The sequence below is a fragment of the Corallincola luteus genome, from assembly GCF_004336975.1.
Classification (GTDB): domain Bacteria; phylum Pseudomonadota; class Gammaproteobacteria; order Enterobacterales; family Neiellaceae; genus Corallincola; species Corallincola holothuriorum.
On sequence record NZ_SJXE01000001.1, the window covers coordinates 488,457 to 515,056 of the forward strand.

A 26,600-nucleotide genomic window follows, 5' to 3' on the forward strand; every position below is an offset into this window, starting at 1 on the left:
GCAGGCAGCAATTGAGGCGGGCCGTCGGTGTCGCAGAGTACAAAATCCTTGCCCGAATATGGCCATCTCACTGCGTGTCACGAATGTGACCTATTAGTCAATCTTCCCCATGAACGGGTTGGCTATCGTCTTAAATGTCCCTGCTGTGGTTATGTGATAGTTGACACTCGCTATGATGCCTTAGGCAAAACCCTTGCCGCTTCCCTCGCTGCGCTTTTGTTATTTATTCCTGCCAATCTGCTGCCCATTATGGCGATCAATATTGGCGACATGGGGCAGAGTACAACCGTATTGCAAGGCGCCAAATTGATGTGGCAAGCGGAGTATTTCTGGGTTGCCTTTATGGTGGTGCTCACCGCTTTTATTGTGCCGCTGCTGGAGTTGAGTTTGTTGTTAAGCATTACCGTGCTGGCGAAACTGCGACGAGGTATGGGATTTGTGGTCAGCGCAGTTAAGGTTTATCAGAAGATCCGCAGTTGGGGCATGTTGGAAGTGTATATGTTCGGCATTTTGGTTTCGATTGTGAAACTGGTCGATCTAGCGGACTTAGTGGTCAACGGTGGGCTTTACTGCTTCGGTGGCTTGCTGTTTTGTTCAACCTACGCTGCCGCGAGTTTTGATCCACATGAAGTATGGGAGATCGTTGATGAAACCAAACACTGATCCAGAAACGCCAGCGGCCAGTGGAAGGGCTATTCATCGTGGATTGGTGTTGTGTCACGATTGTCATAAGTTGAATCGCTGGGACATCAAACAAGCTCACGCAATTCAGCGTTGTGGTCGCTGCGGTGCCAAGATGCATCCTCGCAAACCTAATTCTTTAGCGCGTACCTGGGCTTTGTCTATCACCGCAGCGCTGTGTCTGATACCTGCCAACATTCTGCCTATTATGACCATTATCAGTTTCGGCAAGGGGCAGTCAGACACCATCATGTCCGGTGTTATCGCTTTGATCCATTATGAGATGTACCCGATCGCGTTAGTGGTGTTTATCGCTTCGGTGGCGGTGCCCGTGATGAAGCTATTGGGGATCTGGATACTTTGCTTGTCGGTGCAGTTTGGCTGGAATAGCAGCCCTCGGCAGCGAACCGTGTTGTATCGGATGGTTGAATTTATTGGCAAATGGTCGATGTTAGATGTGTTTGTTATCGCCATTCTAGTTGCATTAGTTAATTTAGGGGCGCTGGCGACGATTGAAGCTGGCCATGGCGCTACCGCATTTTGTTTGGCGGTGGTGATTACAATTTTTGCGGCTGAAAGTTTTGACAGCCGATTGATTTGGGATCAGGAAGAGAATCGCAATGAGTGACGTTGAAAGTAATAACGACCAAAGCAATTCCGACGATATCGCCGAAGCGTTAGTTGAGAAGCGGAAAGGTATCCCTATGGTCTGGCTGTTGCCACTATTGGCGTTGGCCATTGGCGGTTGGTTGGTCTACAAAAGTATTACCGAAGCTAAGCTGCCAGTTAATATTGCTTTTGATACGGGTGAAGGGATTGTCAAAGGTAAAACCGAAGTCCGCTACAAAGGCTTTACCATCGGAGTGGTCGATGACCTGATTATGAACAAGACGCTTGACGGTGTGACCGCTGTGGTTCTGTTTGAGCGCGATGCCGAGCGCGCCCTTCGCGAGGGCACCCAGTTTTGGTTGGTTAAGCCTGAGGTGACTTTGGCCGGCGTGTCTGGTCTCGATACCCTGTTGTCTGGCAACTACATTGCCGTCGATTTGGGTGATAGTAATGGTAAGCCAGCAAAAGATTTCGTAGCCTTGCCGAAAGCGCCGCCTATGGACGATAACACGCCGGGCCTGCATATCACTCTCTATTCGGAAACACTCGATTCTCTTGCTATAGGTTCACCGCTGTTATATCGCCAGTTGCAAGTCGGTTCAGTTACCGATTACAAGTTGGAAGAAGACGGTTCTAAGGTTAGTGTCAAAGTCCATGTTGAACCGGAATACGAAAAGCTGGTGACGAAGAAAACCCGCTTCTGGAATATCTCCGGCGTCGATATTCAGGGAGGGCTAGACGGCTTTTCTGTGGATGTCGGTTCTCTAGCAACCATCGTTGCTGGTGGTATCGCGTTTGGTGATGCTTCCGGCAGTGGCGATGCCAGTGCCGCTGAAGATGGTGATATTTTCAGCCTTTTCAAAAATTTCTCTGAAGCTGAAACGGGGATCTCCGTTAAGGTCCATTTTGAAGATGCCAGCGGTATTATCGAAGATAAAACCAAGGTTAAGTTCAAAGGACATAATATTGGTATCGTGGAGGATCTTCAGTTTAACGAGGATCTACGTGGTGCCACAGCAGTCTTGAACCTAGACCCCATGGCCGAGCGCGCCTTGATGTCCGACACACGGTTTTGGGTGGTTCGCCCGACGTTAACCGCCGGCGCTGTAGAAGGGATGGATGCGTTACTCTCGGGGCCATATATTTCTGTCGCTCCAGCCTTAACTGGTGAAGCGACCCGTGAATTTGTTGGCTTGGACGATGCGCCACCGATCAGTTGGGATGTGCCGGGGCTGCACCTAATTCTGAACTCACCCTCAGCCGCTTCTTTAGAACGTGGCAATCCTATCTTTTATAAGCGTGTCGAAGTGGGAACAGTGCAGAGTGTCGACCTGCAGGACGATGGTAAACAGGTCAATGTAACTATCTATATACACGAAAATTATCAACATCTGGTGAATGATAAGACCCGCTTTTGGCATGCCGGCGGGGTGGATATTGAAGGCAAGCTAAGTGGCATTAAGATCCGCACCTATTCTCTTGTTTCGATGCTTTCTGGTGGTCTTGCTTTTGATACGCCGCCAACGAAAGAAGCCCCTAAGGCGGTGCGTAATGGTCACGAATTTAGTTTATTTGAGAGCTATGGTGACGCTCATGCTGATCGTATTGATAGTCAGATAGACACCTCGGCGCCGGGTCGATATCTGGTGGTGGAAACGCCAGAGCCTGGTGGATTGCAAATTGGTGCGCCCGTTGATTACTTGAACTTGACCGTGGGTGAGGTGATCGGGCTGGAATTAAATGACGCTAACGACGGTGTACGTGTACATCTGCGGATTGAGCCGCGCTTTGCACATCTGGTTCGTGAGGGCAGTCATTTTTGGCGTAGTGGCGGTATTGATGTCTCTGGCGATTTAAACGGCATTACGCTTCGTACGCCTTCATTGGCTGCGCTGGTTCTGGGGGGGGTTAGTTTTGATACACCGAAAGAGCATCTACAGTCGGCATTGGCGAAAAATGGAGCCACCTACCTGCTGGCTGATAGCTACAAAGCTGCTCATGAAAAAGGACTAGAGATCAGTATTAAGTTTGCCGACGGTGTCGGTCTTAAAGCCGGATCAGAGCTCAAGCTTGAGGGGATGGTGATTGGTCGGGTTAAAAAGGTCACACTGGATGATTCCCTATCAGGTATTAACGCTGTGGTGTTGGTAGAAAAATACGCCGAGCAGATTGCCCGTCATGGCAGCCAGTTTTGGATCGTGCAACCGCACCTCGGGCTGGTTGAAACCTCCAATTTAGATACGCTGATTAGCGGTGTATATGTGCAGACGATACCGGGTGACGGTGAGCAACGATTGAGCTTTGAAGGGTTGCAAAGGGCGCCGCAGCGAACACTTACTGCTGAAGGTCTGAATGTTGTGATCAAAACGCCGCGCCTGAACTCGATGAAACGCGGTGATCCTGTGCTCTATCGTCAAGTGGAAGTTGGTGAAGTCATGGGATACGAGTTGGCAGATACCGCTGATCATGTGCGGGTGTTTGTAAATATTCGTCCCCGTTACCAAGCTTTGGTGCGTGATAACTCGGTGTTTTGGAGCGCATCAGGTATTAATGTCGATGCCGGTATTTTTAGTGGCGTTAAGATCCAGACAGAATCGTTGGAAAGCATTCTGGCTGGGGGTATCGCGTTTGCGACACCTGAGCAGCCTGGTAAGCAAGCCGCGGATGGCGATAGCTTTATGTTGCGTGCCGAAGCCGATGAAGCTTGGCTGAAGTGGGCGCCAACGATTGCTTTGGACAGATAATCGGTGTCGAGTTATTACCTATGTAGCATCGGTAGCAACATTGATCCTGAGTTACATGTCGAGCAGGTAATCACTGAATTGGTGACACGCTTTGGGCGTGTCACCCTTAGCCCGTTTATCTATACCGACCCGGTAGGGATCGCAAGTCAGAGCCGCTTCCTGAATGCGTTGTTTTGGTTTAATACCGCACAGCCTGAGGGGCAGGTCAAAGCCCAGTTTAATGCATTGGAAAAGAGTCACGGTCGTGACCGCTCTGATTCAGAGCGCAGTGTGAAAGACCGCACCTTAGACTTAGATATTATCGCGGTGTCTGCAACGCCTCAGTTTGAGGCACCATCAGAAAGCTACTTGCAACCCATTGTGCAGAGCCTATTTGCAGACCAAGCGCTGCCAGCAGGGGTGGAGTTTGCCGAGTTGAACGTTGCCGGTTTAAAGCTCGGCAACCGAGCGACCGCCGTCGACCTGGATCCGACTACCCGTCATATATCGATTAGCGATTAACATTGCCAGTGTTTGCCAGATAGGCTCAAATCCGCCCTCTTGCGCCAGTGGTGTTTTGGCTAATATACGCTGTTTATACTCATCATCATGGCTATCGAGAAACATGATAGGCCCAGGCTCTATGGTATTGACCCTGATCTGGGGAGCCAAACTGCGGGCGTAAGATTGGCAGAGGTTATCTAGCCCGGCTTTGGTTGCGCAGTAGGTGGCAAGCGCAGGGTTGGGATGATGAATATAGATATCAGTGATGGCGACGATAGACGGATTATCCGCTTTAACTAACAGTGCCTTGAGCTGCTCTGTGAGTAGTGCTGGCGCAAGCATATGCACGTGATAGAACTCGGTAAACTGTGTGGCCATCTCTTTTGCGGTGCTGGCAGTTTCAGCAAACGCAGATGCGTTGTGTAATAGCAAACTGAGCATTGAGCAACGTGCGTTGACCCACTCTGACAAAGCGTTGATTTGAGCCGGTTGTGTAAAGTCTGCTTGAAAAAGCTCTGCGCCGTCGCGCTCTAGTTGTTCAAGTTCTGCTGAACGACTGCGGTAGTGCCCTAATACCCGATAGCCCTGCTGTAATAGCTGCTTCGCGATAAACAGCCCTAATCTTCTGCCGCAACCGGTGACTAACGCGATCGGAGGGTTACTTTGCTTGCTGTTGATTGATGGGTTAATCATCAGTTTGTACCGACTCCGACGCTAAATATTGCGAGATGGCATTGAGCTGATCGGGCATTAACTGTTCGAGTCGTTCCCGTTGCAAAGCTATTTTTTGCTCCTCGCCGATTTGTTTTAAGTCTTGTTCAAAGTCTCGACACAGCTCATAAAGCGCAGTTAATCCAAGATTGCCGGCGACACCTTTAATTGCATGCATCTGCTTTCTTGCGCCATCGTTATCACCACAGCGCAAGAGTTCGTTAACCTGTTCTGCAAGCGAGCTGTAATGATCGAGAAACATCTGTAACGCTTGCAGGTACACCGTTTTATTGCCTAACAGCGTGGCCAAACCATCTTGGCTGTTGAGCAGAGCTTCATCGAGGGCAGGCTCATTGGCCGTGGTTGATGATGGCGGCGCTTGTGTTGTCGATTGATCGTCGCTGGTACTGGTTATGTTCGACTTTGCTGGAAGCCAGCGGCTGAGGGTGGTGAATAGCTGGCGCTGGCAGATCGGCTTAGCGATGTGGTCATCCATGCCTGCGGCTAAACATTTTTCTCGATCACCTTTCATCGCATTCGCTGTCATCGCCAAGATGGGGAGTTTGCGGTGTTGGCTATCACTGCGAATGGCGCGAGTTGCCTCGTAACCATCCATCTCTGGCATCTGAATATCCATTAGCACGGCATCGAAGTGATGGTTTTGTACCATACAGACGGCTTCTGTACCGTTATTGGCAACCGCAACATCGGCGCCACAGCAAGCCAGAAGCTCCCGCGCCACTTGCTGATTAATCGGGTTGTCTTCCGCCAATAGTAGGTTGTAACCGCGCAGATCTGGCTGCTCGATCTGGTTACCATTGCTGTTCGCGATGGCGTTTGGGGCGACTTTTTTAGCCCCTTTCAGCTCCATCAATGTGTCAAATAAGGAGGATGTGTTGAGTGGCTTAACCAAGGTAGCAGCTGCGCCTGCCTGTATCGCTTTTTCCTGTAAACCTTCTCGGCCATAGGCGGTCACTAAAACCACCGTCGGCGTTAGCTTATGAGTTGCCATCTGCTGGATCTCGGCACAGGCTTGAATGCCATCCATGCCGGGCATTTTATAATCCATCAAGATCAGATCGTACTGCTGGTCACTGAGTTGTAAGTGAGACAGGGCGGCCTCGGCACTATCCAAGGCATACGCTCTCATCTTTAAGCTTGCTAACATCTCAGTCAGTGTGATCCGAGCAGCATCGTTGTCATCGACCACCAATACATTCAGCGCGTTCAGTACTTTTGGTGGCTCGAGTTGATGTTGCCCCTGCATGGGTAACGGGAAAGTGGCGGTAAAGTGGAAGCAACTACCTTGGCCAAATTCACTTTCTACCCAGATTTCTCCACCCATCATTTCAACCAAGCGGCGGCTGATCGCTAATCCTAGCCCCGTTCCGCCAAACTTTCGGGTGGTAGAGTTGTCTGCTTGGGAAAAGGTATCGAACAGCTTTTTCTGTTGTTGTTGGGTGAGGCCGATACCGGTATCGCGTACAGAGAAATGAAGTTGCGCGACCTCTTGGTCACAGTTGTCACATTGGATGACAACCTCGATCTCGCCCTCTGAAGTGAACTTCACAGCGTTATTACACAGGTTGATTAGTATTTGCCCTAGTCGTAATGGATCGCCAACAAGTGCCTGTGGCACATTGGGGTGGCAACGAAATATCAGTTCGAGCCCTTTCTGTTCTGCGATCAGGGAAACCATGTTGGAAAGGTTGTCCAATATGTCGATCACTTCAAAGGGGATGGTCTCCATGTCCAGTTTACCCGCCTCGATTTTAGAGAAATCGAGAATATCGTTCAGGATGCCGAGTAACGTCGAGGCGGAAACCTTCACTTTTTTAAGGTAGTCGAACTGTTTTTCATCCAACTCGGTGCGTAGTGCCAGATCCGTTAATCCAATAATTGCGTTCATCGGTGTTCGGATCTCATGGCTCATGTTAGCCAGGAACTCCCCCTTGGCTAAACTCGCTTGTTCTGCTTCATCTTTGGCGCTGTGAAGCAGCTGATTGGTTTGTTCTAACTCAACAGTGCGCTGGGTTACTCTGGCTTCCAGCTCCTCGTTAAGGTCGCGTAGGGCATCTTCGGCGCTTTGTCTGGCTGTGACTTCGGCTCGTGCCGTGTCTCTCGCTTCTTCCAGTTGGCTTACTTGGATATCGATACGATGAATCAGGCGATTAAACGCTTGTGCAAGCTGGCTAAGCTCAAGGTTGCCTTGCAATTGTTGCAGTTGATTGGGCTGATCTTGATGATCTTGGCGCTGGCTTAAGCGGGCGACATGCTCGGTAAAAGCTTTCAGTGGCTTATGTAAGCGTGTTTTGATGACTAGTAGTGCCACGGTGAGGATCAGCAGCAGGCTGATGATCGAGTTAGTGATCACATAGCTGGCACGTTCGAGGATTAACTCCGATACCCACTCATCATCAGCATAAATCACCAGGTGACCCAGCGGCGTGTCTTGTCGCTGCTGATTAAAATAGAGAGGTAGCGTCCGCGGCGTCAATGTTGCTAGTTGTTGTGACGTGGAGTAGGAGGTTTCACCTACCTCGGCGATACGGTGGCCGTCAAAATCGATCACTTCTACCCCTTCAACATAGGGCAGATTATAGAGCCCGACGAGCTGGGCGTTCATCAAGGCTTCATCGTAGGTCCAGAGGGACTTAGCAATACCTGGACCGAAGCTCTCGAGAATACCGCTGACCAGCTCTTCGAGGCGGTCGGTGGTGCTGGCATGGGAAACCGTCAACTGGATAGAGATGGTTATGGCGGCTACTGCTAGATAAGCGCCAAAAATCATCTTGATGACTTGGGTTGCCATCGACTGCTTGGGATGCGAACGATCTACCATAGGGGATCAAACCTTATTTAAGATAACGTGAGACTAACTCTCGATAGCGACCAGAGCTATGAAGTATGGCTAGTCCAGCATTAAAATCGTTACGTAGCTGTTCATCCTTGAAGCTCACTTGGAATTGAGCGGCGGCAGGAAAAATCGGGTGTACAACCAAAGCATCGCTCGTATTGAAATTGTTATCTAACTCACTTGTAAGCGCTTTAAACACGTTAAGTTCAATGATGATCACATCGGCCCTGTCTTGCCAAAACATTTTTACGGCTTGGATCGGATTGGGCAGCTCTAAATAGCGGGCCGGTATCGGGTCGTTCTGGCGCCTTGCAGGTGCGTAAAGTGAGGCGAAATCAACCCCTAACTGTTGATAGGTATTTTGACTGGTGACCACGCTGATGGCGAGCAGCTCGTCCATTTTGTTGATGGTTAGTTGCTGTTTTTGTTTGGATAGCGCGACATAGCGATAAGCGATAAAGGGTAATGAGTAGTAAGCGCCATTAGGACTTTCCTGTACGCCTGCCGCAGCGTCAGTACCGTCACCAATTAGCACCTGATTAAGGCGTCGACTAGAGACCTGAAATGATTCAAAGGTATGGCCTTTGTAAGCAAAGGCTTCTTTGAGAACTGCTAGCTCAAGTCCGCGCTTGCCGCCAGCCATGATGTAAGGAGGGCGGTCTTCGCCAACCGCGAGCATAAGATGCGAAGCGCTGGCGATCTGAGAGAGCACCAGCAGTGCGGGTAATAACAACCAGGCCAACCTGGGCGCAAGGTCGGAGCTGGAAGTGATGGCAAAAAGGCGTCTGAGCAAGTTAACCCTCAAAATTGAGCTGTCAGCCGACGGCGAACGTGGCTGACAGCATACAATAGGCTCAGGCTGACTGCTATCCGTTGTGACTGACTACAATCAAGCGGATGGCATCTAGTTTTACCTGTGCTTTGTCTACCGCATTAAGCAAAGATTGCTTTTGTTCCTGCACAAAGGCGATCTCATCGTCACGAATGGCCGGATTAACCGCTTTGAGCGCCAGGAGACGATCCTGTTCCAAATCTAATACATCGTTGATCTGTTGTCTCGCTGCGTTAGTTATCTGAACCATCTCCTGTTGTGCTGTCGTTTCTGCTCCCGCGAGCAGTGGATGCACCACGCTTTGTGCGGTCATCGCCAGCTTAGAACCGGTATGACGATTGACGCGGCTAAGCTGCTTCTGTAAGCCGTCGAACGGCACATTGGCCGCCAGATCCTTACCGTTTTTATCTAACAGTAAGCGGATTGGTGTCGGTGGTAGAAAGCGTCCCATCTGAAAATGCTTGGGCGCAATGGCTTCAGCCACATAGATCAGCTCAACTAACACGGTCCCTGCGGGTAGCGCCTTGTTGGCGAGGATCGAGACGGTGACGCTGCCGGTGTCGCCAGTCAGGATCTGTTCCAGAATACCGCTGACCATGGGGTGATCCCAGGTCATCAGTTGCACATCCTCCCGCGATAGTGCGGTTTGGCGATCGAAGGTGATCTGCACGCCGTCGTCGGGCAAACCCGGAACATGGGGCAGCAGCATATGTTCGCTGGGACGCAGGATCATCACATTTTGGCTGCCATCTTCCTGGTGGATCCCCAAGGTATCAAACAGGGAAAACATGAAGCTGGGCAAGTCGGTTTTCATATCTTCGACTTTAACCGCATCAGCCAGCTGTTCTGCTAAACCGTGGCCGGATGAGTGCAGTTCCAACAAACGATCCCGTCCCTGTTCCAGTTGTCCCTTAAGGATTTGGCAGCGTTGCGTTGTCTCTTTCAGTAACGTTGTCCACGCCGCTTCATCACTTTGTGAGGCCGCAGGCCAGAGACGCTCTTCAAACTCACGATATAGGGCGTCACCACAAGGGTTGATCTGTTCGAAGGCCTGCAAGCCTTGATCATACCAATCAAGCAGGCGAGCCTGACTGCTGTCAGCAAAATAGGGGGCATGAACATTGATAGTGCGGGTTTGGCCAATTCGATCCAAGCGACCAATACGCTGCTCTAACAGATCGGGATGTGCAGGCAGATCAAATAGCACCAGGTGTGCAGCAAACTGGAAGTTACGACCTTCGCTACCAATTTCGGAACAGACCAGCACCTGTGCACCTTCCTCCATATCGGCGAAATAGGCGGCTGCACGATCGCGTTCGAGAATACTCATATCTTCGTGGAAGACGCCGGTCCGTATCCCCTCTTTTTGTCGCAGGGCGGTTTCCAACTGCTCAGCTGTTTGCTTGCGACTGCAGATAATCAGTACTTTTTCCTGCTTCAGTTCGCCTTTGAGCTGTTCCAGTAGCCAGCTAACGCGGGGATCAAACTGCCACCAGCTGGCATCGTCCCCCTCAAACTGCTGGAATACCCGCTCTGGATAGAGACTATCGGGCACCTCACTGGCTGCTTTTTTACTGAGTGCGCTGATCACCTTGATCGCGGTTTGGTACTGTTCCGGCATCGTTAAGGTGTGACGACATAACTGACGTCCGGGAAATCCGCTGATGGCCGAGCGGCTGTTGCGGAACATCACGCGACTGGTGCCGTGGCGATCTAACAGTGCCGATAGCAGTTCATTGCGGGCACTGGCCTGTTCACCTGCACTAACGTCAGCGTTTAGGCATTTTAGTTGTGGCTCAATATCTTGCTCGGTAAGTAACTCTGCCAGTTGTGCCTGCTGCGCTTTGCTCATGCCATCTTCGTTAAGCAGGGCATCTGCCGCGTCAGCGACCTCACGATAGCCTTGCTCTTGTGACACAAAGGCGTCATAGCTGTAGAAGCGGTCGGGATCGAGTAACCGTAAACGGGCGAAATGACTCTCGTGTCCCAGTTGGTCGGGGGTGGCAGTCAACAGCAAAACGCTAGGGGTCACTTGGGCCAGGGTTTCGACCACTTGATAGTCGCGACTGGGGTTATCTTCCGCCCATGCCAGGTGGTGGGCTTCATCAACCACTAAGGTATCCCAGCCCGCCTCAACCGCTTGCTCTAACCACTGTTTTTTGCGCAGTAGTTTGGGCGTACAGAGAATCAATTGTTCGGTTTCGAATGGGTTAATGGCTTCGTCATAGGCTTGTTCGCAACGCTCAGCGTCGAAGATAGAGAAGCGTAGATTGAATCGCCGCAGCATCTCGACTAGCCACTGGTAGAGCAGGGCCTCAGGTACAACAGCGATAATCCGCTGAGCACGGCCGGTGAGCAGCTGCTGATGGATGATTAGACCAGCTTCAATGGTTTTACCCAGTCCCACTTCATCGGCTAGTAGCAGCCTTGGGGCATGGCGTTTTCCTGCCTCATGGGCAATATGCAGTTGGTGCGGTACCAAACCGATACGAGCGCCGACCAAGCCGCGTAATGGCGAGCGTTGCCACTTTAGTTGCGTTTGCCAACATTGATAACGGGTGGCGAAACGATCGCTCTTATCAATTTGGCCTGCAAACAGTTTGTCTTGTGGTTTGTTGAAGCGCAGCTCGTGGCTCAGCAGGGTTTCTCTTAATTCTGTGCTTTCGCCCGTGTCAACGCGACTGCCTAGATAGGTTATCAGGCCGGCAGTCTCTTCGATGCTGGCAACCGTTAGTTGCCAGCCTTCACCACTTTCTATGGTGTCGCCTGGATTAAAGCGTACGCGGGTAACCGGCGCATCTTGCTTGGCGTAGTGGCGCTGTTCACCGCTGGCGGTGAACACTAATGTTATCTGGCGAGCATCTATTGCTACCAGTGTCCCTAATCCAAGTTCGCTTTCACTATCACTGATCCAGCGTTGACCAAGTGCAAATGGCATGTCGTCTTTTCCAAGCGGGGGGCAAAAGGGGCGCTATGTTAATCGAAGTGTAGTCGTCACGCAGCCCAAGAATTGTGCGATCAGTCGGTTTTATTTTTTCTCGGAGCTTAGTAGGCTAGGAAATGACAGCAATCAACCGCTGAATTGCTGCTTGCTAAAGCCACCAAGGAGAGCCGCCTATGGGACAGGAAGAAAAGATTCTATATATCCTCGACACCAATGTGCTGCTTCATGAGCCGCTAGCTATCTACAACTTCCAGGAGCATGACGTCATGGTTCCCATGACGGTTTTGGAAGAACTCGACAATATTAAAGATCGCAAAAAAGATGTCAGCCGGGATGCGCGGATTGCGATCCGCGCGATCGATGATGCATTGCGTGATGCTTCACCCGAAGAGATCACTGAAGGCGTACCGCTACCTACCGCAAACGTCGAAGCAGGCAGTGCCAGTGGGCACCTGTCGATTTATGCTGATCACGCTTTGCCGAAAGTGCAGGAGCATTTGCCTACCAGTGCCAATGACAACCTGATTATTAATACCGCGCTTTATCTGCAGGAGGAGCGCAAACCACAAAAAGTGGTGCTGGTTACCAAAGATATCAATATGCGCCTTAAGGCCAAAGGCGCCGGTTTAACCCATGTAGAGGATTACCGGACTGACCAGCTGATCAGTGATGTCAGCATGTTAGCCAAAGGTTTCCAAGAGTTAGGCGGCAATTTTTGGGAGCAGGTCAGTGACTGCGAAACCCGCTCCGATGGCCGTGATACGGTGCAGGAAGTGACCGCACCGGAAATTGCTAACACCTACCCAAACCAGTATTTACTGGATGAAAGTGATCAATTCTGTGGTCGTGTCATCGGTTCGGATGGTGAACGCTTGCAGTTTCACGATTTGGGGCGCGAGCGTTTGATGAGCCGAACCGCCTGGGGGGTTTCGCCAAAAAATATCTATCAAGGCATGGCCTTGAATGCGTTATTGGATCCGGCGATTGATCTGGTGATCCTGACCGGGCCGGCCGGTTGCGGCAAAACACTACTAGCGCTGGCCTGTGCGCTGGAACAGGTGGTAGAAACAGGGGTGTATGACAAGGTCATCGTAACCCGGAACACTCCGGAAATTGCCGAATCTATCGGCTTTCTGCCCGGTACAGAAGAGGAAAAAATGGCGCCATGGTTGGCAGCAATCACCGACACCTTGGAAGTGCTGCACAAGAGCGATGAAAACTTTGAAGGCAGCATGCATTACATCATGGAGAAGGCCAATATTCAGTTTAAGTCGATAAACTTTATGCGTGGCCGCAGCATTCAAAACTCATTCGTTATTCTTGATGAGTGCCAGAACTTAACTGCATCGCAGATCAAGACCATTATCACCCGTTGTGGTGAGGGCACTAAATTGGTTTGTTCCGGCAATTTGTCGCAAATTGATAGTAACTATCTGACTGCGGTTACATCCGGTTTAACTTACATTGTGGAGCGATTTAAAGATTTTGAAGGTAGCGCCAATGTGTATTTAAATGGCGTGGTGAGAAGCCGCTTAGCCTCTTTCGCGGAAGAGCATTTATAGGTTACTTTTCACGTTTTAAACAAATAAGGTCGCGAAGCGGCCTTTTTGTTGTCTAAATGTCGCCCGAATGGCTTATAAATCATTGAATACTAGACTAAGGTTAGAGCTAGTTTAGGTCTTTGGATTGATCACCGTTGTCAGTATGAGTAGCCTTTTTCGCACCGCTCGCAGTGTTTACTTAGTCACCGCATTTTTTATCTTGTTGGTGTCTGTGACCGTTTGGCGACTGACGGAACATAATATTCAGATCTCGAAGCAACAGCAGGTTGCGTCGCTACAGACCGTTTTACGTATTACCCATCAAGCGTTGCTGTCTTGGTATGAGCAGCAGGTCAATACCCTGACTGCGATGATAAATAACCCCATTTATCGGCCGTTGGCTAATCAGCTGGATCTGCTACCGGCAGAGCCCGAATTGCTCCGAGCGTCGCCAGCGCATCTGACGTTGAATATGCAGATAATGCCGATGCTGACGCGGATGCGCTATGCAGGCTACCAGCTGATAGATCGCGATGGTCTGGTGCTATCTAGCAACGAGCTCGATGCGATAGGTCAAGCCACCCCTATGCTTGCGCAATCTGAACTGGTTTCTCGTCTTTGGCGTGGTGAAGCCTTGATTAGCCTGCCGCTGAAAACACCCGGGGATAATCTTTCGTACCATCAGTATGTGGCGACACCCTTGTTTGACGGCGCCGATCAACCTTTTGCGGCGTTATTGATCCAGCAAGATGCAGAGCAGGGATTAGGTCAAATATTACAGCGGGCGCGCCAAGGTAAGAGCGGTGAAGCATTTGCTTTCACCAGCGACGGGCTAATGCTGTCCAATAGTCGATTTGAAAAACAGCTCCGCGCGCTGGGGTTGCTGGATGCTGATCAGCGCAGCGCCTTAAACCTTAAGCTGGCAGATCCTGGCAGAGCATTAACTGTAAAGCAAAAAGCCGCCGTCGGGGCTAATCAGCCTCTGACATTTTTGGTGCAGCAGGCGCTTAAACAGGAGCAAGGCATCGATGTCGATGGCTACCGTGATTACCGTGGCGTGGAAGTGGTTGGCGCATGGCAGTGGGATGATAAGTTAGGCTTTGGTATTGCCGTAGAGATGGACGCCACCGAAGCATTTACCTTGTCCCGTCAGGGGATTTTTTCTGCGATTGGTTGGACTGTCGTGTTAGCTACCGGCACCTTGGCTTTTGCCATCATCATGATCCGCCATCGACGCCGCTTTCAAAAGCAGGATCGATTGCTCACCGAGCTGATTAATCGCGCCCCCATACAGTTGTCTATTAAAGATCTGGAAGGGCGTTATCTGTTGGTCAATGATGCGTTAGCGAGTCGCTATGGGCGGGACAAAAAGAACATTGTGGGTGGCACGGTTGAGCAGTTTCTGTCGCTCCCTGAAGCGCGCTTAGTGAGAAAACATGATCAAGAGGTGTTAGATACAACGCAGGTGCAGCTGTTTGAGGAAACATTTCACCTCGCTGATGAGCAAGAAGTATTGCGCACCATACGCTTTCCTTTGCTCGATCTGGAAGGTCGTATTGAAGCGTTGTGCGCTATTGCCATTGATGTCACCGAAGAGGCATCGTTGCGCGAAGCGCTACGCCAGTTGAATGATGAGTTGGAGCAGCGGGTCGCGCAACGAACACTAGAAGCGATCCAGGCGAATAAAGCGAAAAGTGAGTTTTTAGCCAACATGAGCCATGAGATCCGCACGCCGATGAATGCGGTGTTGGGGATGGTGCAGTTGCTGCTGAATACCCCACTGACTGCGCAACAGAAAGATTACGTCGACAAGGCACAGCTTTCAGCCAAATCTCTATTGCAGATCATCAATGACATACTCGATTTTTCTAAAATCGAGGCGGGCAAACTGGCACTAGAGAAGATTGAATTTTCCTTGGATAAGGTGCTGGATCAAGCGGTTAGTTTAACTTCCCATAAATTGGTAGGTAAGAATGTCGAGCTGTTGTTAGCGCTAGATCCTGATGTACCGACTCAGTTGCTTGGTGATCCACTGCGTTTAACACAGGTGCTGACAAATCTATTAAGTAACGCCAGCAAGTTTACTCCCCACGGAGAGATCACCCTGCAAGTGCGTTGTATTGAAGAGCAGCGGGGCAACGCAAACCTGGAATTTAAAGTCATAGATTCCGGTATTGGTATTGAAGCTGAACGTTTAGAGTCGCTGTTTTCACCCTTTGAGCAGGCCGATGGCTCGACCACTCGGCAGTTTGGTGGCACCGGCTTGGGACTGTCAATCTGCAAGCGCTTAGTTGAGCTGATGGGGGGTGACATCTCGGTCAACAGCGATGTTGGGAAAGGCACCAGTTTCAGCTTCTGTTTGAATTTCGTGACCCTGGAGAAAGATGCACCAATTTCGCTAAGTCGTGCGTTGCAAGGCAAGTTGGCTTTGGTGGTGGATGATAGCGCCGGTGCTCGAAACATCTACGCCAATATGCTGCAAAGCTTTGGTGTGGAGGTGGTTGAGGCGCAGGACGGAGAGGTGGCGTTAGCTGAGATTATGAAGCGGGCAAGGGCAAATACGCCGTTTCAATTGCTGTTGGTGGATTGGAAAATGCCGAAGATGGATGGTCTGCAGTTACTCGACCACCTGCTTGAGATGCAACATGAAAACCCGGTATTTGCCATGCCGCGGGTGCTCATGATGACGGCGTTTGGTTATGAAGATGATTTTGCCCGTCAGCACCATATGCTATCCAGTCGCACGCTTTATAAGCCGTTTACTCCCTCGGCACTATTCGATCAGCTCTGTGAGTTGTTCCAGGTTCAACCCTTGGTCGATGAGCATCAGGGTGAGCGCTATATCGATTTGACTGGCTGTCGATTGTTACTGGTGGAAGATAATCCGATCAACCAGCAGGTGGCCGCCGAGCTGTTGCTCAGTCGTGGTGCTGATGTGTCGATAGCGAGCAGCGGCGTGCAAGCGTTGTCAATGCAGGCTAAAGAGCAGTTTGATCTGATCTTGATGGATATTCAGATGCCTGAGATGGACGGTCTCGAAGCGGCGCGGCAGCTGCGTGACCGTGGCGTCGACACGCCAATTATCGCGATGACTGCACATGCGATGAATGAAGATAAAGAGAAAAGCTTGGCTGCGGGGATGAATGACCACGTCACTAAACCAATTGACGCCGACCATCTATTCTCTGTCATTGCGCACTGGCTGGGGCTGTCTCAGTCACAAGAAAAGCAGCAACAGGAATCACAAATTTTCAATGGCGATTTTGCCCTCCGTCAGTGTTCAGACAATAAAGTGTTGCTGGGCAATAGCTTGCGTAGTTTTGTTGGCGAAGCGGCAAAATCAATGGAGGCGATAGCCGAGTTCCACCGTAACCGCCAGGGCGAGGAACTTGTCGCTTTGTTGCATCGCCTCAAAGGTAGCGCGGGTAACCTAGGGATGCAGCCGTTGTCAGCGAGTTTGGCTCAGGGGCAACAGCTGTGCGAACAGAGTAACTATGATGATGAATATGAGGGATGGGTCACCGACTTCCGTGCTCTGTTTCAACAGACTATCCAATCAGTAAAAAGTTATTTAGATGACAACGCCGATCCTGTGTCACGTATCGTGCCAGTGCCAAGGGATGCGTTATTGGGGCGCTTGGAAGCGCTTCGCGTCCGGATTCAGGACGGAGAGTATATTGATGATCAGGAGATCGCTAGATTAAAGGCCAGCTTTAGGGCTGGTGAAGATAGTGCGTTATTTGAGCAGTTGAGCCTTAGTTTGATCTCCTTAGATCAGGAAGCCGCATTGAACTATTTGTCTCAACTGCTGGAATTATTGCGCGCCCGCTACAGATAATGAAGGCCGTCATGAGTATTCTGCCAGAAGTTGTAACCCTATGTTCGCAATCATCTAATGGCTGGGATCAGCAATTAAATGAGATCGATTGCCAGTGGAATCCACTGAATTCTGTTGCGCAAGTTGACGCAGCGACACCGCGATCAGTCAGTTTATTGTTGGTTGATAGCGCTATGGCTGACACGGCTGCGATTGGTCACTGGAAACGCCTTGGCTTTGGCGTGGTCGTGGTGACTGAACATAGTGATCCCGATGAGCAAACCGAGTTATTAAAAGCCGGTGCGGTCGATGTATTAACGCTGCCTCTTTCCAATGAGTTACTCCAGCAGCGATTGTCAGGGCTTTGGCAATTGATCGTGGCTCAAGGCACGGTTGATCCATTGACGCAGTTACCTAATCGCCGAAGTTTAACGGCTCAGCTACAGCAGCAGTTGCAGAGTGCCCAGCAGCAAGGGTTGCCGTTTGCTTTGATGTTTGTCGATTTGGAGTTTTTCAAAGCCGTTAACGATCTGCACGGACACAGTTTTGGTGACCTATTGCTGCGTGAAGTGGCAAAACAGATGGCGCAGGAGATCCCTGAAGATCATCTATTGTGTCGCTATGGAGGAGACGAGTTTGTGGTCTTGTTGCCGGCTGATGCCTCATCTGAGACTTTGGCGCGGCAGTTAGCGATACGGCTGATTAGTGTGTTAGAGCAACCTTTCGAAGTGCAGGGGCGACGCATTACCTTAGGTGCCAGCGTGGGGATCAGTATCTACCCTGAGCATGGTGACAGCGCCGAGTTACTATTGAAGCATGCCGATATTGCGATGTTTCATGCGAAGAGCCGTGGCGTTGGTGATGTCATGCTCTATTCTCGCTTTATGGCGGAAGATTCTGATTATCGCCAAACCCTGGAACAACGGTTACCTACCGCACTCGCTGAGCAGCAGCTGGTTATGTATTACCAGCCTGTTGTTGATCTTTTGGCATCCAAAGTTGTCAGTGCAGAAGCATTGCTGCGCTGGGAAGAGCCTGAGTTGGGGCTGATCTCTCCTGGCGACTTTTTACCCGTGATTGATGCTGCAGGTCTTGGTGAGCAGCTGGGTGAATACATTCTTAACCAGGTATGTCAGACCTTAGTGTGCTGGCAGCAGGCGGGGATCCAATTATCGATTGCTATCAACTTATCAAACTTCCAGCTCGACACTGTCGACTTCCTCAATCGGGTTCACTCAGTTGTTGAAGCGCACGAACTGGATATGCATCAACTGCAGTTTGAGATCACTGAGTCGATGCTGTTTACCTCAACGGAGCGCAAGCTAGAGCAATTGTCATCGCTGCGCCGTGCCGGTGCGGAGATCATCCTGGATGATTTTGGTTTTGGTCGCTCGGATCTCAGCACCTTGATCCGAATGCCCTTGTCCGCCATTAAGATTGATAGACGTTTTGTTGCCCAAGCCTGTGACAACAGTGACATGCGCCTGTTGGTAAAAAGCTTGATCCAGTTTGCTCAGTCACTTGATAAGCGGGTGGTTGCTGAAGGGATAGAATCCCAGCAACAACGTGATTTGCTGCTGTTTTTGGGCTGTGAGATGGGGCAAGGCTTTGAGTTTGCCCACCCAATGCCGGGAGAACTCTTTATTGACTGGTACCATCAAGACCATGAGTTACGGGTTATTACGCAACCAGCACAGCAGTCCCCACCGCTGACAGAGGAGCGTGAAGGCTTTTGAAGCAGGGGATACTAAAGCGCTATACGCGCACCATTCGACTCGCCTATCTTGGCGTTCTCTTGGTGGCGTTAATAGCGTCTTTGGTACTCTATCGTCTGCATAGCGACGAAGCTTTTGCTCGCCATAATGCGGGCATTGAAGATTACGCTGAATATGTCGACAAGCTGTTGGGTAATAGTGCCCGCGCCATGGGGGGGTTAGCACAGTTTGCTGCTGACCACCTTAGCCAGCCATTACTGATCAATCGTCCCTACCTGTTAAGTCACTTTGAAACCAATGAGTTGGAGCTGCATTACCAGGAGATCACTGAATCCAGTTATCGGCGGGTTTCCGGGGTGCATTTTGGCCGCATTCTTGGCCGTGGTTCCATGTTGGGACGGGACGAGTGGTTTTATCGTGAGCTGATGATGGTCACCGATCTTGATACTGGCCTACTGATGTTAGAGATGGCGGTACCACAAGTCGGGGCTATGTATTACTGCTCAGATAGCGGCTTCGTTAACATGTTCCCCTGGTCACCTAAATATGAAACGGTTGCGGCGACTCTGCTCAACAATGTGCGTAGTTGTGCGCAGCAAAACGCGAGCTGGTCAGAGCCCCATGTGTCACAGGTACTGCGTCAGTTGGTAGTGACCTTGTCTGAGGTGATTCAGATCACCGATGATCGACGTGGGCGGGTGGCGATGGAGCTGCCGCTGGCTCTGTTAACCGATTACCTGAATCAGCAGAAGGCGTTGCCGGGCAGTGCGATGTTGGTGGATGCCAAGGGTAACGTGTTGGCGCATGAAAAATTAGTTAAGCAAAATGAGCTGACGATTTATAACTGGCGTACCGGCCTACCGGAAGCGTTACAACAGTATAGTCTGGAGGAGTTAAAGTCATTCATCTCCGGTGAGGTTGTCGCTGGGTATCATCTGAAAGTAATGGGGTTACCGAATGCTCCTTGGCATCTGGTTTATGTGACACCAGAAGAGCAGTTACTCGCGCCAATGCAGACCGAATTTGCACTTAATCTGTTTCTGCTGTTTGCCGGTTTATCCGTGCTGGTGTCGGTGACCAACCATTTATCCAAGTTAACCTTCGTACAGCCGGCAACGGAACTGTTGCATCACATCGAAAATTGTTCCGAAGGAAATATTCAACGTGATTATCCATCGCCGACGGGGTGGAATGCGTGGTTTGATGTTGTTAGTGAAACCTTTGCGCAAAAACGAGCGCTGCTTCGGGCGCTAGAAGAGCAGAATGTTCATCTGGATAAGCAGGTTGCGGAGCGGACAAAGGAGCTGCGGTTGCGCAGCGAGCAGCGCGAGAAAGAGTACAGCTTGCTGCGTTCGTTGATTGACTCTATTCCTGACCTTATCTACTTCAAGGATGAACAGGGGCGTTATCTCGGAGCTAACCGCGCTTATGAACAGGCCCTCGGGGTCGCGGAAGTTGATTTGGTGGGGGCTCTTGAGCCGCAGTTAAATCCTGTTAACGGTGATGACACCGCCGAAGATGCCCGAGTCTATCGGCGTCGCGAGCAGGTCAGTAAACGCGATTGGTATCAGTTGTCCGATGGCTCTGAAATGCTGTTGGATACGTTACGGATCCCGTTTTTCGACAGTAACGGCGATTTCCTCGGGTTGATCTGTATCGCCAGGGATATGAGCGCACAGTATGAAGCGGAGCAGAAACTCCATGCCAGCGAACGGCGCTTCCGTACGGCATTGGAAGCGGTGGCCGATGGTTTGTGGGACTTTCAGGTTGATGGTACCGCGCTGTTTGCCAGTGACCGCTTTTGGACCATGTTGGGATACGAACCGGGGGATCTGCCATTCACGCGTAATGCTTGGCTGGGGCTGGTAAGCGAGCGTCATCGTATCGAGTTCAGTGATAGGTTGAAAGAGTATCTGTTGGGATCGATGCAGGGGTCTAGCCAACGCTTTGACTTTGAGTATGAGTTGATTGGTAAAGAGGGACAGCCAGTTTGGGTGCGTGTGCGTGGTAGCGTAGTTGAGTGGGACGAAAATGGTGCGCCGGTGCGTATGTTGGGAACCCACAGTGACATTTCACAACGTAAACAGTTTGAGCAGCAGTTAGTAAAAGCCAAGCAAGACGCTGAGATGGCGAGTCGCTATAAAAGTGAATTCCTGGCCAATATGAGCCATGAAATCCGTACGCCAATGAACGCGATTATCGGTATGTTGCGGCTTAGTTTGAAAAACCACCCAGAACCGCCATTGTCGACCTACTTGGAGAAAGCGCGCGGTGCTGCCGATGGTTTACTCGGGATTATTAATGACATTTTAGACTTCTCCAAAATTGAAGCTGGGCGTATGGATCTGGAACAGATCCAATTTCAGTTAGAAGAGGTGATTGAACTGGCGCTTAGTCATGTGGTGGTGCGAGCGGAGCAGAAACAGGTCAAGCTACTTGTCGATTTGGCACCGTCGCTACCAGGCATATTGATAGGCGACCCGCTGCGTTTTGGTCAGGTACTCAACAACTTGTTAAGTAATGCACTCAAGTTTACCGAGCAGGGGGAGATTCGATTAACCCTTAGCGGCGAGCAGATCGGCGGAAACAAGGTGAGGCTGAATGTCTGCCTGGCGGATACCGGGATCGGTATCGATCCAGCGGTACAGGAGCACCTGTTCGATGCATTTCGTCAAGCGGATGGTTCAATGACCCGTCGCTTCGGCGGTACCGGTTTAGGCTTATCTATCTGTCGTCAGTTAGTGGAACTAATGGCTGGCACAATTCAGGTTGAAAGTACCCCAGGTCATGGCAGCACGTTTAGTTTTGATGCGATCTTTGTTGCGCCAGAGAAAGTGGAAGTAACGCGTCCAGCCTTACCCTATTCTACCGCCTTGATGTGGCTTGAAGACCATGAAGAGCAAGCGCGTTTACGGAAGATGCTGGGGCTGCTGGGTATCGATGCCAAGACGGTGTTAGGTCACTTGGGGCTGGCGGATGCGTTGCGACAATCCTCAGAGCCTATGTTGCTGTTTGTGGAACAGTCCCACCTTGATGACGCTGGCCTGATTAAGCTGTTGGAGCAGGAAAAAAACTGGCTACTTTTGGTCTTGGGTAGTTACTCCCATTTGTTGCTACCTGATGTGTTAAAAGGCAAAGCGGAGCTATTGCTCCGGCCTCTGTTACCCAATCGATTACATCGCCAGTTATCTCGTTTATCCCGTGGAGAGATTGAAAGCAGTGAGTCTGATGCGACAACGCTGCGTAATCTGCAAGGAAAGCGTGTGCTGCTGGTGGAAGATAACCCGCTAAATCAGGATGTCGCGCTGAGCCTGTTGGGGGATTATCAATTAGAGATCGATGTAGTCAATGATGGCGCGAAAGCAGTGACCATGGTGCAACAAAAATCATTTGACCTAGTATTGATGGATATCCAAATGCCAGTTATGGACGGTTTGACGGCGACTGAGACCATACGTGCCTTACCCAAAATGGGTGATTTGCCGATTGTAGCGATGACGGCTCATGCCATGGCAGGAGACAGAGAGAAGAGCATCAACGCTGGGATGAATGATCATATCACCAAGCCGATTAGCCCAGAGGCGATTGATCAGGTGTTAAAGCGTTGGTTACTTAACGAAGAGCTTGCCTCCGATGGCGAGCCCATAGAGCCTGCCGTTATTAAACCTAAAGTGGTGCTGGATAGAGTGTTTGCGCTGCGCCAGTTCAGCGGCAACGAGACTGCGCTATTGAGCGCGCTAACGCAGTTCTGCGATCGCTACCGAGCGCTTGCCGCGCAGATGGTGTCGGCAGAGATGTTGGAAAGCGACCAGCTCAAGCGCGATGTGCATACACTAAAAGGTGTGGCAGGTAATCTGGGAGCAACTATATTGGCAGAGCAATGTGTTAGCTGGGAACAGGCCGCCGATGAGCAGCAGGTTCCATTGTCTGCGTTGGGGCAAGCGCTAGCAGATGCCATTGCCGCGATGGAAAAACTTATTGCCACAGACGACAGTGTTGCCGCTACGGGGTTGTCGCCCTCAGTTTCTCCGCAGGAAGCATCCGTGGTAGATGAGGCGTTTGGTTCGCAAGCGATCCTGATGGTAGAACAGATGATTAGTGCGTTGGAGTCTAGCGAGTATGTTGATGAGCAAGCATTGCAGCCACTAAAAGAGGAACTTACTGGGGATGGTTTGGCGTTCGTCAACGCCCTTTCGCAAGCACTTAATGCGTTTGATAATGATGAGGCCATTGCTAAGGCATTGTTACTTTTAGAATATTTAAAACAACAGCCACGAGAAGCTGAAGGTGTCAGTGAATGAGTAGTTTAATCACTAAAACAACGGTACTGATCGTTGATGATGAGCCGATTAATATTAAGTTGTTGGCGCAGGCGCTATCTCCACGGTATCGGGTTAAAACCTCCACCAGTGGTGAAAAAGCGCTACAGATCGCTATTTCTGACGATCCGCCCGATCTGATCCTGCTGGATGTGTTGATGCCAGAGATGGATGGCTATGAGGTATGCCGACAGTTAAAGCAGGATGCGCGCTCCAAAAATACGCCGGTGGTGTTTATCACAGGTAAAAATAGCAGTGAAGACGAAGCCAGAGGGCTAGAGTTGGGCGCGGTTGACTATATTACCAAGCCATTCAATCTGCCTATCGTGATGGCGCGGGTGAAGAACCATATTGCGCTGAAAAAGAAGAATGACCTGCTTGAGCAGTTGGTGTTTATTGATGGCCTGACAGAGATCCCTAACCGTCGTCGCTTTGATGAGCTGTTAGAGGCTGAGTGGCTTAGAGCCCGTCGTAACAGCACACCTATCGCCGTGCTGTTGATGGATATAGACAGTTTTAAGCTGTTTAATGATAACTATGGTCATACCGAAGGCGATGACTGCTTACGAGCGACGGCAGCAGCGTTAGCTAATGCGTTGCGACGTCCGGCGGATTTTGTTGCCCGTTATGGTGGTGAGGAGTTCGTGGCGATTGTGCCAGAGGCAACCGAAGACGCAGCGGTGGCTTTGGCGGAAAAGATGCGTGCCGCAGTCGAAGCGCTACAGGTGCCCCACGAGTATTCAGAGGTCGCTTCCGTGGTGACGCTGAGCGTCGGTGTCGCTGCGACGGTACCTTCTCTGGAACGCACGCCTGAGCAGCTTATTCAGACGGCCGATGAGGCATTGTATAAGGCAAAGCAAGCGGGACGTAATCGGGTGGTTTCTACCCAGTGTTAGTGGCTGATGATAGCCTTTGGCCAGAGGCTTAGAGGCTTAGAGGCAGACGTTAGGGCAGTTCGAGCACACTAAAGTGATTATTTGCTATCGCGTTTTTACTCGAATCGCTCGCCTCTGCCAGGGGAAATAATCCAGGGCCAGCCACTTCCGCCACCAAGTAGTTGATGCCATCGGCGGTGATCTTTATATCTGATTCCAAATAGGGCATACGTAAGCCCAGCATGGCGTGGTTAGGCATATAGATCATTACGGCATTTAGCTGCGGATAGACAGCCTTTAAGATCGCCGCCATCAATACCGCTTTGCTATCACAATCCCCTCTATTTTCAGCTAACACCCTGAGTGGGGGTAAGTAACCTAACCCTGCCGATGTGATCCGAGAATCCTGGGTGACATAGGGGATCGACTGGACAAAGGGCAAAATGAAATCAGCCATCTGTCTGGCGGATATCGTTGGAAATTTCTCCTTGAGTAAACGCCCTAAGGGTTTCATCGCGTCCATACTCAGCTCCATGTAATAAGCGTGATCCGGGATCACACCTTCTTCCCCCCAAGGGCTGGTATATAGCTTGTAATGGTTGCTTTTATAGTAGGCTTGTTGCGCTTCTTTTGCGGCTTGCGCCAGCTCCGCTTTCACCTTGCTGCGTAGTTCGGGATCGTCGGCTTTTACCCGCCAGCTTAATTGGTGAGGCTGTTGGGTAATATTAATTTGTACCTGCTTATAGTCGTAGCTTGCGGCCGCTTTTTGCAGGGCAATGAAGGTGTTTCTATCGGCAATCTGTGGACGATAGGCGCGTACTTTCTCTTGTTGATCCTGTAATGCTTTATTACTGATGGCGAACGCAAGCGACTGGGTGTTCTTCTGCCGGTCAAGCCAACTGAAACTCAGGTTAAGTGCCGTGTCTGTGTATTGCTGTTGGGCGGATATCTGCTTGCCGTGGATCTCGGCAGAAACAAGGCAGAGCAAAGCCAACCATAATAATGGCTTATTCATATATTATGTTTACTCCTTATGATCCAAATCGGCAAGAGATCGCCTTTCTGTAGTTTTTTTCAGCAGCGGTATTCAAAACTGTGTGTTTGATGCTTGTTTCCAGTATGTCGAACGCATAACGTGACGGGTTGTAGCTAACAGGATGTGATGACTATTTCGGGAGTCGGTATGTTGAAAAAAGCGCTATTTAGTCTGTTTGCGCTGTTGGTCACCGGTGGTGCCTTGTTGCTAGGTGCTACTTTCATCCATGGACAGTATTACCTCAATCTTCAACATCAGCAGTTGGTTCGGATGACGGACAACGTCAATGCCGAACTGCGCTTGGTTTCGAAGCAGTTTTCACTGTTTGGTAGTGAACATCGCTATCACCTGCAGATGCCTGAAGAGGAACAAGCTACGCCAGTAGCCTCATCACCACTAGAATTTGTAAACAGTGCCGTCTATTGGCCACACAAGGTCGAGATCACCACAGAGCTAGTCGCCCCTGCGGCCTGGCAAAGCCAGCTCGATAACGAGCGCTTGCCAATCCAAGCCATTACCGAAGTTAATTTCCTGGGCGAGATTAACGGCGAAGTGATGATGGACAACTGGTTGATCGAAGACCCAATGCTGGGCGTAGTACAGTTTCAGCCAGCGTTGATGAGCTATCAGGGGGGAGCAGAGGCGCTGTTGTTGGATCTGAACTGGGATGGATTCAGCATCAATGGCTTAGCGGGTGAAGCGCGTTTGGCCGGGCTGAGACTCGAAGTAGACGCTGTGCCTTTGGGAGGCGGTTTTTATACCGGCTCAAGTAATCTGTTTATCACCAGCTTGGATGCCTCAGACGATACGATGCAGTTGTCGCTGAAGGATTTCGCCGTTGAAAACGGATTAACCGAGCAGGCCGATCGACTTGAACAACGTATTAATCTGGGGTGGCAGGCGATCTCCATTAATCCGGGGATGGGGCTTTATCATTCGGCGCAGAGCCACCTGAAGATGAGTGTTAGCGGCCTCGACAAAGGCGCTTGGATGAATGCCAAAAACGCATCGCAGCAAGCCGAGCTCAGTGCCGAAGATGCGCAACAGTTGTTATTAGCACTGTTGCAAAAAGGACTGGCAATTGACATCAATGCGTTGAAGCTTAATTTGCAGGATGCGAACCTAACCGCGCAACTGCATCTCAAGCTCCCGCCCAACGAGTTAACGGAGTTTTCGCAACTTCCACTGTTGAAAGAAGAGCTGACAGGTGATGGCAAGCTCGTTGTTGATCACCGTTTATTGCAATTGCTACCAATACCCCCCGATTTCATTCAGCAGATGGTTGCATTGGGCTATATCGGTTTTGATGAAACCACGGAGCAATACCGTACTGAAGCGGAGCTGCAACAAGGTCAGCTGCACTTGAATGGTCAGGCGTTACCATTATAGCTGCGATATAGTTTTAAGGGTTCTGAATGACAAAGCCGCGCTTAATA

Annotated in this window: 15 protein-coding genes; 10 read left to right on the forward strand and 5 right to left on the reverse strand. The window is 50.5% G+C overall.

The window, feature by feature from the left end; genetic code table 11:
• The first annotated feature begins 27 nt into the window (after positions 1–27).
• From EZV61_RS02225 to EZV61_RS02240, 4 genes are read left to right on the forward strand one after another with little or no spacing between them, the layout of a single operon-like run.
• Positions 28–663: a paraquat-inducible protein A gene (locus EZV61_RS02225; protein ID WP_131414183.1), complete on the forward strand. Its 636-nt coding sequence runs from the start codon at positions 28–30 to the stop codon at positions 661–663.
• Positions 647–1,309, forward strand: a complete 663-nt coding sequence (locus tag EZV61_RS02230; RefSeq protein ID WP_114337082.1) for a paraquat-inducible protein A — start codon at positions 647–649, stop codon at positions 1,307–1,309. The genes EZV61_RS02225 and EZV61_RS02230 overlap by 17 nt, the downstream gene beginning before the upstream one ends.
• A complete protein-coding gene (locus EZV61_RS02235; RefSeq protein WP_131414184.1) occupies positions 1,302–4,034 on the forward strand; it encodes an MlaD family protein in 2,733 nt (910 codons plus the stop codon). The genes EZV61_RS02230 and EZV61_RS02235 overlap by 8 nt, the downstream gene beginning before the upstream one ends.
• Before the next feature lie 3 nt (positions 4,035–4,037).
• On the forward strand, positions 4,038–4,535 hold the full coding sequence (locus tag EZV61_RS02240; RefSeq protein ID WP_131414185.1) for a 2-amino-4-hydroxy-6-hydroxymethyldihydropteridine diphosphokinase: 498 nt from the start codon (positions 4,038–4,040) through the stop codon (positions 4,533–4,535).
• On the opposite strand, the gene EZV61_RS02245 is transcribed toward EZV61_RS02240, so the two are convergent.
• From EZV61_RS02245 to rapA, 4 genes are all read right to left on the reverse strand, one after another.
• Positions 4,464–5,210 (reverse strand): SDR family oxidoreductase, encoded by a 747-nt coding sequence (locus EZV61_RS02245; protein ID WP_131414186.1) that lies wholly within the window; start codon positions 5,208–5,210, stop codon positions 4,464–4,466. The genes EZV61_RS02240 and EZV61_RS02245 overlap by 72 nt on opposite strands.
• Entirely contained in the window at positions 5,203–8,070 is a 2,868-nt protein-coding gene (locus tag EZV61_RS02250; protein ID WP_131414187.1) for a response regulator, read from the reverse strand. The genes EZV61_RS02245 and EZV61_RS02250 overlap by 8 nt, the downstream gene beginning before the upstream one ends.
• A 13-nt stretch (positions 8,071–8,083) precedes the next feature.
• Positions 8,084–8,878 (reverse strand): type 2 periplasmic-binding domain-containing protein, encoded by a 795-nt coding sequence (locus tag EZV61_RS02255; protein ID WP_131414188.1) that lies wholly within the window; start codon positions 8,876–8,878, stop codon positions 8,084–8,086.
• A 73-nt stretch (positions 8,879–8,951) separates the two neighbouring features.
• Positions 8,952–11,855, reverse strand: a complete 2,904-nt coding sequence (gene rapA, locus EZV61_RS02260) for an RNA polymerase-associated protein RapA (protein ID WP_131414189.1) — start codon at positions 11,853–11,855, stop codon at positions 8,952–8,954.
• A gap of 179 nt (positions 11,856–12,034) precedes the next feature.
• On the opposite strand from rapA, the gene EZV61_RS02265 reads away from it, so the two are divergent.
• The 5 genes from EZV61_RS02265 (at position 12,035) to EZV61_RS02285 (ending at position 24,149) form a co-directional block, all read left to right on the forward strand.
• Entirely contained in the window at positions 12,035–13,423 is a 1,389-nt protein-coding gene (locus EZV61_RS02265; RefSeq protein WP_114337089.1) for a PhoH family protein, read from the forward strand.
• 142 nt (positions 13,424–13,565) lie between these two features.
• Positions 13,566–17,240 carry a response regulator gene (locus EZV61_RS02270; protein WP_131414190.1) on the forward strand — a complete coding sequence of 1,225 codons (3,675 nt, stop codon included), beginning with the start codon at positions 13,566–13,568 and terminating at the stop codon, positions 17,238–17,240.
• Positions 17,241–17,251: 11 nt separating this feature from the next.
• Entirely contained in the window at positions 17,252–18,955 is a 1,704-nt protein-coding gene (locus EZV61_RS02275) for a putative bifunctional diguanylate cyclase/phosphodiesterase (RefSeq protein WP_165569504.1), read from the forward strand.
• Complete coding sequence (locus EZV61_RS02280; protein ID WP_131414192.1) at positions 18,952–23,235, forward strand: ATP-binding protein; 4,284 nt, start codon at positions 18,952–18,954, stop codon at positions 23,233–23,235. The genes EZV61_RS02275 and EZV61_RS02280 overlap by 4 nt, the downstream gene beginning before the upstream one ends.
• Positions 23,232–24,149 (forward strand): diguanylate cyclase domain-containing protein, encoded by a 918-nt coding sequence (locus tag EZV61_RS02285; protein ID WP_114337093.1) that lies wholly within the window; start codon positions 23,232–23,234, stop codon positions 24,147–24,149. The genes EZV61_RS02280 and EZV61_RS02285 overlap by 4 nt, the downstream gene beginning before the upstream one ends.
• A gap of 49 nt (positions 24,150–24,198) precedes the next feature.
• Here the strand turns inward: EZV61_RS02285 and EZV61_RS02290 are convergent, their stop codons facing one another.
• Positions 24,199–25,143, reverse strand: a complete 945-nt coding sequence (locus EZV61_RS02290) for a hypothetical protein (protein ID WP_131414193.1) — start codon at positions 25,141–25,143, stop codon at positions 24,199–24,201.
• A 168-nt stretch (positions 25,144–25,311) separates the two neighbouring features.
• On the opposite strand from EZV61_RS02290, the gene EZV61_RS02295 reads away from it, so the two are divergent.
• Positions 25,312–26,553, forward strand: a complete 1,242-nt coding sequence (locus EZV61_RS02295; protein WP_165569505.1) for a DUF945 family protein — start codon at positions 25,312–25,314, stop codon at positions 26,551–26,553.
• Positions 26,554–26,600: the final 47 nt, after the last annotated feature.

What these genes read in the sequence shown, in the direction of transcription:
- EZV61_RS02230 (WP_114337082.1), top strand. Translation starts at nt 647, where the DNA reads ATGAAACCAAACACTGATCCAGAAACGCCAGCGGCCAGTGGAAGGGCT.
- EZV61_RS02235 (WP_131414184.1), top strand. Translation starts at nt 1,302, where the DNA reads ATGAGTGACGTTGAAAGTAATAACGACCAAAGCAATTCCGACGATATC.
- EZV61_RS02245 (WP_131414186.1), bottom strand. Translation starts at nt 5,210, where the DNA reads ATGATTAACCCATCAATCAACAGCAAGCAAAGTAACCCTCCGATCGCG.
- EZV61_RS02250 (WP_131414187.1), bottom strand. Translation starts at nt 8,070, where the DNA reads ATGGTAGATCGTTCGCATCCCAAGCAGTCGATGGCAACCCAAGTCATC.
- rapA (WP_131414189.1), bottom strand. Translation starts at nt 11,855, where the DNA reads ATGCCATTTGCACTTGGTCAACGCTGGATCAGTGATAGTGAAAGCGAA.
- EZV61_RS02265 (WP_114337089.1), top strand. Translation starts at nt 12,035, where the DNA reads ATGGGACAGGAAGAAAAGATTCTATATATCCTCGACACCAATGTGCTG.
- EZV61_RS02270 (WP_131414190.1), top strand. Translation starts at nt 13,566, where the DNA reads ATGAGTAGCCTTTTTCGCACCGCTCGCAGTGTTTACTTAGTCACCGCA.
- EZV61_RS02275 (WP_165569504.1), top strand. Translation starts at nt 17,252, where the DNA reads ATGAGTATTCTGCCAGAAGTTGTAACCCTATGTTCGCAATCATCTAAT.
- EZV61_RS02285 (WP_114337093.1), top strand. Translation starts at nt 23,232, where the DNA reads ATGAGTAGTTTAATCACTAAAACAACGGTACTGATCGTTGATGATGAG.
- EZV61_RS02290 (WP_131414193.1), bottom strand. Translation starts at nt 25,143, where the DNA reads ATGAATAAGCCATTATTATGGTTGGCTTTGCTCTGCCTTGTTTCTGCC.
- EZV61_RS02295 (WP_165569505.1), top strand. Translation starts at nt 25,312, where the DNA reads ATGTTGAAAAAAGCGCTATTTAGTCTGTTTGCGCTGTTGGTCACCGGT.